This is a genomic window from Synechococcus sp. R5-12 (assembly GCF_047502655.1).
Lineage (GTDB): Bacteria > Cyanobacteriota > Cyanobacteriia > Thermostichales > Thermostichaceae > Thermostichus.
Genome location: NZ_JANSIM010000055.1, coordinates 1 through 8,361 on the forward strand (window position 1 = coordinate 1; position 8,361 = coordinate 8,361).

Sequence of the window (8,361 nt, forward strand, 5' to 3'; positions counted from 1 at the left end):
GAACAGTGATGTTCAGCAGTGTTCAGCGTAAATGTATCAGCTCTCCTCAATAGAGGCTATAGAAGCCGAGGGATCCCCTGACCTGCTCTCCGGTGAGACCTACGGCTCGCCAACAGGAGCAGAGCCGTCCGCGTCAGCGGGGCGGAGTCCTCATCCCGTAGACTTTCCCAATGCAGTAAGGAATCCGTCCTACCGGCGTGAGCAGTCTTCTCAGCTTGCCGTTCGCCTCAGCGGGACGGAGTCCTTGGAGGAGGAGGTGCCTTTTTAAGCGCTATCTAGCGCTATCTTAAGTTTGATAAAGCCAGCCTCATCTTGCCGACGATGACCTTCCCCATCTCTCCCTTAATTCGCTGCGCTGTGCAGGCTCTGTACTGGGGACTGGTTCTGCCCCTACCCATCCTGCTGGCTCGGCAACAGGCAACACCTCTTGAGCTGGGATCCCTTTGGATTGCTCTGCTGCTGGGATGGGGGGTAGTCCTGGGATCCCTGAGCCAGCAGATTCAGTTGGACGAAGAGGGCATGCAGGCCACCTACCCCAGTTGGGTGCCGCCTTTTGTGCGGCAGGAGTGGCAGATCCGGTGGGCCGATATCGAGCGCATTGAGCCCCGCTCCACCAGCCAGGGTGGTATGGTGTATTACTTGGTCAGCCGAGGGGGGGATCGCGTACTTTTGCCGATGCGGGTGACCAGGTTCAAGCAGCTGTTGGCTGAGATTCGACGGCACGCTCAACTGGAGATTGGCGGGCTGCGCCCCTACGTTCAGCCTTGGATGTACGGGCTCCTAGGATGTTTTGCTCTGCTTCTGTTGCTCTGGGATGGGATGGTCGCCATCTGGGTCTGGGCAAGTCCGGTGGGAACCTAGCGCAACCACAGACGGTTCCGGGTCTAGCCATCCCGACAGGGATCCCAGCTCCAGCGGGCGGTTGCAGTCCAGATCCCGCCCACGCCCTTCTGCGCAAGCGTTGCGGAGCAGCAGGATGGAAATTTGGAGCAGGTTGGAAATGATCTCCTCCGCTGGGCGACCCCTGGTGGCGGTGGGGGTATCCTGAGAGCAGTGGAACTTAGCCCCCTCTTGCCAGCTCTTCCCCTTCGCGACAGCGGTGCGGAGCACTTTGTCTGGGATCCCTGCTGCCCCTTCTCTGGAGAGGTTGAGTTTTGAGCAGGTCAACCTCTCCGCCTCTTCACTGGCCCTGCTGGACCATTGCCCCCGCCTGTTTCGCTATGTGTACCTGGAGCGGTTGATCTGGCCCGCTGCCAGTGTTTTTGAGCACGAGCTGGAGCAGAGGCGCGGACGGCAGTTTCACCGTTTGGTGGAGTGGCACAGCCGCGGGCGGCAGGTGGAGCCGCGTTTGTCCGGCCTGGATGAAGGGGTGCAGCAGTGGTGGCAGGTGTTCTTGGCCAGCTCCCATGCCCATCCCCAGGGACGGGTGTTGGCGGAGTTGCCCCTGTGGCAATGGATTGAGGGCTTTAAGTTGATAGCCCGTTTGGATCGGCTGGTGATTATCCCCGGATCCCTGCACATCCTGGACTGGAAAACTGAGCGTCAACGTCCTCGCGATGAACAGTTGGCCCAAGACTGGCAGGTGCGCCTTTACCCTCTGCTGCTCTGCGAGGTGGCCCAGCAGCTGCCCCTGGAAGGCCCTTTTGAGCCGGAGCAGGTGCAACTGACCTTTTGGTATGTGCAACATCCGCAGCAGCCCTTCCACCGGTATTACAGCGCCGCCGCCTATGAGCAAGACCTGGCCTACCTAAGAGCCACTCTGAACCACCTGCGGCAACTGGAGGCGCAAGACTTTCCCATGACCCCCCACACTGAGCGCTGCAACAGTTGTCTGTTTCGCTCCCGCTGCCATGGGCTGCTACCGGAAGGGATCCCCTCTCAAGACCTCACGGATTGGGTCTGGCCAATGCAGGAGCCCGCGACACCTGCGGATCCCATCGCCGATACTTATTGGGAGCAGTAATGGGAGCAGTAAGGACTCCGCCCCGCTGACGCGATTAGATCCGATTAGATCAGGGTAGGGCGGGGCAGGATCTGTTTTGGCAGCAACCCATGCACACCTTTCATGGGGCTGTTCACCACCTGCGTGATGTGGAAGTGGACAGCAATGCTGCAAAGCACATAGGCTTCCTCTCGCCCAATGCCGACAAACCGATGCAGAAAATCGATCATCCGCCTTAGGGCAATCTCAAAGGCCGCATCCAGATCCTCGGCAAAGCCCATGGTAATGAAATCGGTCGGGGTTTCCGCCAGCGGTGCCTCGAGCGGCAGATCTTTGCGCAGGATCAACTGCAAAGTGCCATTCATGGAAGTTTCAATGGCCGTTACATCAACTTCTCCGTCCCCTTGAGCGGAGTGGCCATCCCCCACCGAAAAAAGGGCACCGGGCACAAAGACCGGCAAAAAAACTCGGGATCCCGCCTGCAATTGGCGGTTGTCGATGTTGCCACCATAGTTGCCGGGGGGGATAGAGCTGCGGCTGGTTTCCTCGGTCGCCACCCCCAAGATGCCAAAGAAGGGGCGAATGGGGACGCGGATGCCGCTGCCGGGAGGAAATTCCGCTACCCCCTGGTCTATATCTAGGTCGATGAAGCGCAGTCGCGGCTGATCAAATTCTCCGGGCAAAGCCCCCCATCCGGGACGGATGGCATTGAAACCGATGGGCAAGCGGGGGGTGATCGCTTGCAAGCGCACTTCCAGCACATCTCCAGGTTCAGCTCCCTCAACGTAGATCGGCCCGGTCAACAGATGAGGGCCCGGCCCCACTCGGCGCTCGGCAGGCAAGGTTTGGCAAATTTCGAGGAATTCGGGCGTGAAGAAACGGTCCGGCGCTTTGCCGTAGTGGGCGAACCCCGAGTAGGTTTCCACCTGCACCACATCGCCCGATTGCACATACAAGGCCGGGGGCAGTTGGGAAGAAAAGCCGCCCAAGTGGACGGTATGGGGAGTGGCTTTGAGGGTGTGAACGGGCACGGCCAGGGATCCCTTGCAAAAGACCCATTCAATCTAAAGAAAAATCCCCTCCAATCCTGAATTAGACTGTTCCTCAAGCCGGTATCTCTGGCTACTGTTTGCCCAGGGGTGGCGTGGCGACAATGTTCCCCACATTTGCTATCTTGACTTGCTATCTTGAAGGGCTGTGGGCAGGGATCCCCGGTTGCAGGGCTGAGCGTGGAACTGGTGCCCCTGGTGTGGAGGATAACTGCAATTTTCTCGGAGACTTGCATACTGGGTTAGATGGTTTTATCAGCGCTGTCAACTGTGATCGCGAGTGTCATCTCCAGTACTTCCACCGTCCGGGATCCCGACTGGGATGTAGAAGTGGCGGGCCTCTACAAGCGTTTTGGCGATTTTGTGGCCCTCAATGGCATTGAGCTGAACATTCGGCGGGGGGAGTTTTTCGGCCTGCTGGGCCCTTCCGGCTGCGGCAAGACCACCCTGCTGCGCATCCTGGCCGGCCTGGAGATGGCCGATGCTGGGGAAGTGGTGATTCGAGGTCGCCCGGTAGGCCACCTGCCCGCCCACAAGCGCAATGTCAACACCGTGTTCCAGAGCTATGCCCTTTTCCCTTTTATGACGGTGGAGGACAACATCGCCTTCGGCCTGCGCATGCGGGGTGTGCGGGGAGAAGCTCTGCGCAAGCGGGTAGCGGCTGCTATGGAATTGGTGGAGATTGCAGCTCTGGCCAAGCGGAAGCCCCATGAGCTGTCGGGAGGACAGCAGCAGCGGGTGGCCTTAGCTCGGGCTTTGGTGAATGAGCCGGAGGTGCTCTTGTTGGATGAGCCGCTGTCGGCCTTGGATGCCAAGTTGCGCAAGCAGCTTCAAGTGCAGTTGTGCGAGTTGCAGCGCCGCCTGGGCATGACCTTTATTTTTGTTACCCACGACCAAGAAGAGGCTTTGGTGACCAGCGACCGGGTGGCGGTGATGCGGGCGGGGCGCATTGAGCAAGTGGGCCTTATCGATGAGGTGTACGAGCGCCCGGCGACGGCCTTCGTAGCCGACTTTTTAGGGGCCAGCAACCTGATCGAGGGGATCGCCTGTGGGACGGACTGTGTGGATACGCCCTTGGGAAAGCTGAAGGTCTTGGGGATCCCGGCCAGCTCGGAACCGGTGCAATTGGCTATTCGCCCGGAAAAGATCCAGCTCTCTCGCAGCGGCTGGGATCTGCTGCCCAACCAGGTGCCGGTGCGGGTGGAAAACCTCATCTACACTGGGGCTGAGAACCAATACCTGTTGCGGACAAACCAAGGTCAGCAGCTCAAGGCCACGGCCCTCAACACCGATATTGAGGATGCAGGGTTTGAGATCGGCGCAGCGCTGGTGGCCCACCTACCCCCGAAAAGCCTAATCCGTTTGCGACCGGATCCCCGTCAGGAGGAGACTGGATGTTGAAGCTGCCATCTCCTGTGGGCAAGTGGATCCCTGGCCAAGCCCAGGTGCGATTTGGGGAGCTGCTCACCCCTTGGCAGGAGTTGGGGCGCAGCCTAATTTTTGCTGGGCCAGGGGTGCTGTGGGTGATGGTTTTTCTGGTGCTGCCGGGGCTGTTGCTGTTGGTGTGCAGCTTTCTCAGTCGCGGGGAGTTTGGCCAGATTCAACTGCCCCTGACCCTGGAGAACTATCTGCGCATTCTCGGCTTTGGCCCCTTGGGATGGACGCCCATCTACTGGCAGATCTTGGGCCGCAGCCTGCTGGTGGCGGGGGTGACCACCTTTTTTTGCGTGCTGCTGGCCTACCCATTGGCTTTCTTCATTGCCGCCCACCCACCCCGACAACGGGATCTGTTGCTCACCTTGGTGGTGGTGCCCTTTTGGACGAACCTGGTGATCCGCACCTATGCCTGGATGGTGGTGCTGGCCCCGGAAGGGTGGCCGGCTCGCTTGGCGGCCTGGCTGGGCTGGATCCCACCGCAAACGGCTCTGTATCCCAGTTGGCTGGCGGTTTATCTGGGCATGGTCTATACGTTTTTGCCCTACATGGTCTTGCCCCTGTACACGGCGGTGGAGCGCATCGATTGGCGGCTGGCGGAAGCGGCACGGGATCTCTATGCCAAGGGTTGGCAGGTCTTTTGGTGGGTGCTTCTGCCCCAGACCTTGCCTGGACTGGCGGCGGGCCTCATTCTGGTGGGGATCCCGGCTTTTGGCATGTTCGTAGTGCCGGATCTGTTGGGGGGCAGCAAAACGCTGTTGATCGGGAATGTGATTCAGTTGCAGTTTGGCTCCAGCCTGGACTATCCCTTCGGGGCGGCCCTCAGCTTTTTGGTTACCGGCCTCACCCTGGGGTTGATCTACGCCTACAGCCGGTATGTTGGCACCCGCAGCCTAGAAAATCTGGTTTGAGGAGCTGCTGTGGGCCTTGAGCAAAGCCGCCAGTTGCTTGCGCATCAGGATCCCGGGCTTATCGGTGAGCATGTGCTGTTCGGCGCTGAGGGTGAGAGGAACGTCGGGATCCGTGGTCTCCAAAATGGCTTTGTCTTCCAAAGTTACAGCCCGGTCAAAGCGGATAACCTCGGCGGCTGGGGTATCGGCTTCGGTGTCGTTGCGCAAACAAAACTGCACCACTTGGGAGGCTCGGTCGTTGATGGGGGTGGGGATGTTGACGATGACATGGCTGCGGCCATTGGGGTAGCGGATGTGAAGGTGGTTGGTGAAGGGCAAATGCCAGGTTGAAGTGGTGGTGCGCTCGGTTTTGGCGGCAGCAATGCCCAGGTTTTTTTGTTGCAGCTCTGGGTTGGCTACACCGAGCACTGTGCGGGTGCGGATCCCGTAGTCCAGCTCCTCGACCTCGAAGTGGCTGGGTACCAAGTCTTCCATACTGCCAAAGGTGTTCTGGTGTACAAAGCTGATGTGGGCGGCATCGAACTCGTTCTCGCAGATGCGCAAGCTGGCACATTCCCAGCGTTCGTAGAACTCGTGGATGAGCCGGTAACTGGGATCCTCGGCTTCTGGGATGACCGGGATCCCCCGTAGAGGCTGGGGATGCAAGCACACCCAAGCATAGCCATAGCGGGCCTGGCAGAGATAGGCGGGAATGCGGTAGCTCTCTGGGATGCGGGCCTGATCCGGCAGTTGCGGCACCTTGACACAGGCTCCCGTGCCATCAAACTCCCAGCCATGGTAGTGGCAGCGAAGGTGGCCGTTGCCAACGATCCCCTTGGACAATTGAGCCGATCGATGACAGCAGCGGTCTGCGGCTGCCTGGGGCTGTCCGGCCTCGTCCAGCCAAAGGACGATCTTTTCCCCCAGCAGCTCGAAAGGTTGCGGGGATCCCTGCTCCAATAGGCTGAGGGGCATCACCGGATACCAGAAGCGCCGAAAGACAGGATGCTGGGTCACCAACATGGCAAAACCATCTGTGTCGTGTGGCCGGATTCTGTATAGCAAATTCGTGAATTCGGTTCCGTAGCCCGCGCCACAATCTCTATTTGGGGATCTTGCAGATCTGGGCAAACTCATTCCCAGGGGAGCTCAACTCATGGGGAAACCCTAGAACCTCTGGTACGGTAAAGATACTGATCTTGCGTTTGAGTTTCCAGAGGGATCCCTTGACCTCAACTTTGCCTTCTCAGACCCTCTTGCAGGCTCTGTACACCCCTTCCCCTGCTTGGGATGCCATCGTCATCGGTGCGGGGATCGGGGGATTGGTCGCGGCCAGCCAGTTGGCCGCCAAAGGATACCGTGTGCTGGTGCTGGAAAAATACCTCATTCCAGGGGGCAGTGCCGGCTATTTTGAGCGTCCGGATCCCTTAGGCAAGGGGAGCTACCGCTTCGACGTGGGCGCTTCCATGATCTTTGGGTTGGGCACCCAGGGTACCACCAACTTGCTGACCCGCGCCTTGGCAGCCGTGGGCCAGTCCATAGACTCTATCCCCGATCCGGTGCAGATTGCCTACCACCTGCCCAAGGGGCTGAATCCCCGAGTACACCGGGATTACGAGCAGTTTTTGCAGGAGCTATCCGGCTACTTTCCCCAGGAAGCCGCCGGCATTCGCCGGTTCTACGACAGCCTGTGGCCCATCTTCAACAGCCTCAACGCCATGGAGCTGCTCTCGTTGGAGGAGTGGGGCTATCTATTTCGGTCTTTTGTGGGCAATCCCCTCGGCTGCCTGACCTTGGCGCGCTATTTGCCGGTGAATGTGGGCCAGGTGGCGCGGCGCTGTCTGCGGGATCCGGATTTGCTGCGCTTTGTGGATATGGAGTGCTACTGCTGGTCGGTGGTGCCAGCGGATCGCACGCCCATCATCAATGCCGGGATGGTGTTTTGTGACCGACACTACGGCGGTATTAACTATCCCAAAGGGGGGGTGGGGCAGATCGCCCAAAAGTTGGCCCAGGGGCTAGAGGCCCATGGCGGGCAGATCCGCTACAAAGCACCCGTGCGGCGGATCCTGGAAGAAAGAGGTCGGGCGGTGGGTGTAGAGCTGGCCAGCGGGGAAAAGCTCTTTGCCCGCACAATCATCTCCAATGCCACCCGCTGGGACACCTTTGAGCGCCTATGGCCGGGATCCCTGCCCAGGGCGGAGCGGCAGTGGCAAAAACGCTACCAGCAATCCCCTAGCTTTTTAAGCTTGCACCTGGGGGTGCGGGCCGAGGCCCTGGCCGGCGAATGCCATTGTCACCACATTCTCCTGGAAGATTGGGATCAGATGGAGGCTGAGCAGGGCACCCTTTTTGTCTCCATCCCCACCCTGTTGGATCCCGACCTGGCTCCCCCGGGCCGCCACATTGTTCATGCCTTTACCCCCAGTTGGATGTCCACCTGGCAAGGGTTGAACCCAAGCCAGTACCAGATCCAAAAACAGCAAGCCGCCGACCGCCTCATCCGCCGCCTGGAGGCCCTTTGGCCCCAACTGGGATCCCACATTGAACTGAAGGAGATAGGCACCCCCCGCACCCACCGCCGCTTTTTGAGCCGCAGCAACGGCACCTATGGGCCTATCCCCAGCCGGGATCCCTGGGGCTTGCTGGGCATGCCCTTCAATCGCACCGCCATCCCCAACTTGTACTGCGTGGGGGATAGCACCTTCCCCGGCCAAGGGCTCAATGCCGTTGCCTTCTCCGGCTTTGCCTGCGCCCACCGGGTGGCAGCGGATTTGGTTTAGGTTGCCCTTCTCCTTGCTACTCCCTTCTCCCTCTGGGAGAGGGGCAGGGGATGAGGGTTGAGCGGCGCAGAGGGTTTGGGAGGCAGTTGATGGTCAATTCAAACAACAATGAGACGCTAGCCAGTAAGATAGCGTCCGTTCCCGAAAGCAGGCTGTAGGCCTTTGAATCAGGACATTGTCCAGAATCAACACAGATGTCCTCTTCAAACTCGGTATTCAGTATCTGATACATTTACGCTGAACACTGCTGAACATCACTGTTC

At 59.5% G+C, this 8,361-nt stretch carries 8 protein-coding genes; 6 read left to right on the forward strand and 2 right to left on the reverse strand.

The genetic code is table 11. The features are described 5' to 3' along the window. Nucleotides 1–31 precede the first annotated feature (31 nt). From NW843_RS03815 to NW843_RS03825, 3 genes are all read left to right on the forward strand, one after another. Nucleotides 32–268, forward strand: coding sequence for a hypothetical protein (locus NW843_RS03815; RefSeq protein WP_414351743.1), 237 nt, complete (start codon nucleotides 32–34; stop codon nucleotides 266–268). A 53-nt stretch (nucleotides 269–321) separates the two neighbouring features. Next, complete coding sequence (locus NW843_RS03820) at nucleotides 322–861, forward strand: hypothetical protein (RefSeq protein ID WP_414331790.1); 540 nt, start codon at nucleotides 322–324, stop codon at nucleotides 859–861. A gap of 238 nt (nucleotides 862–1,099) precedes the next feature. Then, nucleotides 1,100–1,963 carry a PD-(D/E)XK nuclease family protein gene (locus tag NW843_RS03825; RefSeq protein WP_414522163.1) on the forward strand — a complete coding sequence of 288 codons (864 nt, stop codon included), beginning with the start codon at nucleotides 1,100–1,102 and terminating at the stop codon, nucleotides 1,961–1,963. Between the two features lie 44 nt (nucleotides 1,964–2,007). Here the strand turns inward: NW843_RS03825 and NW843_RS03830 are convergent, their stop codons facing one another. After that, nucleotides 2,008–2,973, reverse strand: coding sequence for an acetamidase/formamidase family protein (locus NW843_RS03830; protein ID WP_414357635.1), 966 nt, complete (start codon nucleotides 2,971–2,973; stop codon nucleotides 2,008–2,010). A gap of 288 nt (nucleotides 2,974–3,261) precedes the next feature. Between NW843_RS03830 and NW843_RS03835 the strand changes: the two genes are divergently transcribed. Together NW843_RS03835 and NW843_RS03840 are read left to right on the forward strand one after the other, a co-directional pair. Beyond that, complete coding sequence (locus NW843_RS03835) at nucleotides 3,262–4,392, forward strand: ABC transporter ATP-binding protein (RefSeq protein WP_238376942.1); 1,131 nt, start codon at nucleotides 3,262–3,264, stop codon at nucleotides 4,390–4,392. Then, nucleotides 4,386–5,336, forward strand: coding sequence for an ABC transporter permease (locus NW843_RS03840; RefSeq protein ID WP_414522164.1), 951 nt, complete (start codon nucleotides 4,386–4,388; stop codon nucleotides 5,334–5,336). Before NW843_RS03835 ends, NW843_RS03840 begins: the two co-directional genes overlap by 7 nt. On the opposite strand, the gene NW843_RS03845 is transcribed toward NW843_RS03840, so the two are convergent. After that, nucleotides 5,319–6,338: a Rieske 2Fe-2S domain-containing protein gene (locus tag NW843_RS03845; protein ID WP_414522165.1), complete on the reverse strand. Its 1,020-nt coding sequence runs from the start codon at nucleotides 6,336–6,338 to the stop codon at nucleotides 5,319–5,321. The genes NW843_RS03840 and NW843_RS03845 overlap by 18 nt on opposite strands. Nucleotides 6,339–6,541: 203 nt before the next feature. Here NW843_RS03845 and crtH point away from each other — a divergent pair, with 203 nt between their 5' ends. Further along, a complete protein-coding gene (gene crtH / locus NW843_RS03850; RefSeq protein ID WP_414522166.1) occupies nucleotides 6,542–8,098 on the forward strand; it encodes a carotenoid isomerase in 1,557 nt (518 codons plus the stop codon). Nucleotides 8,099–8,361: the final 263 nt, after the last annotated feature.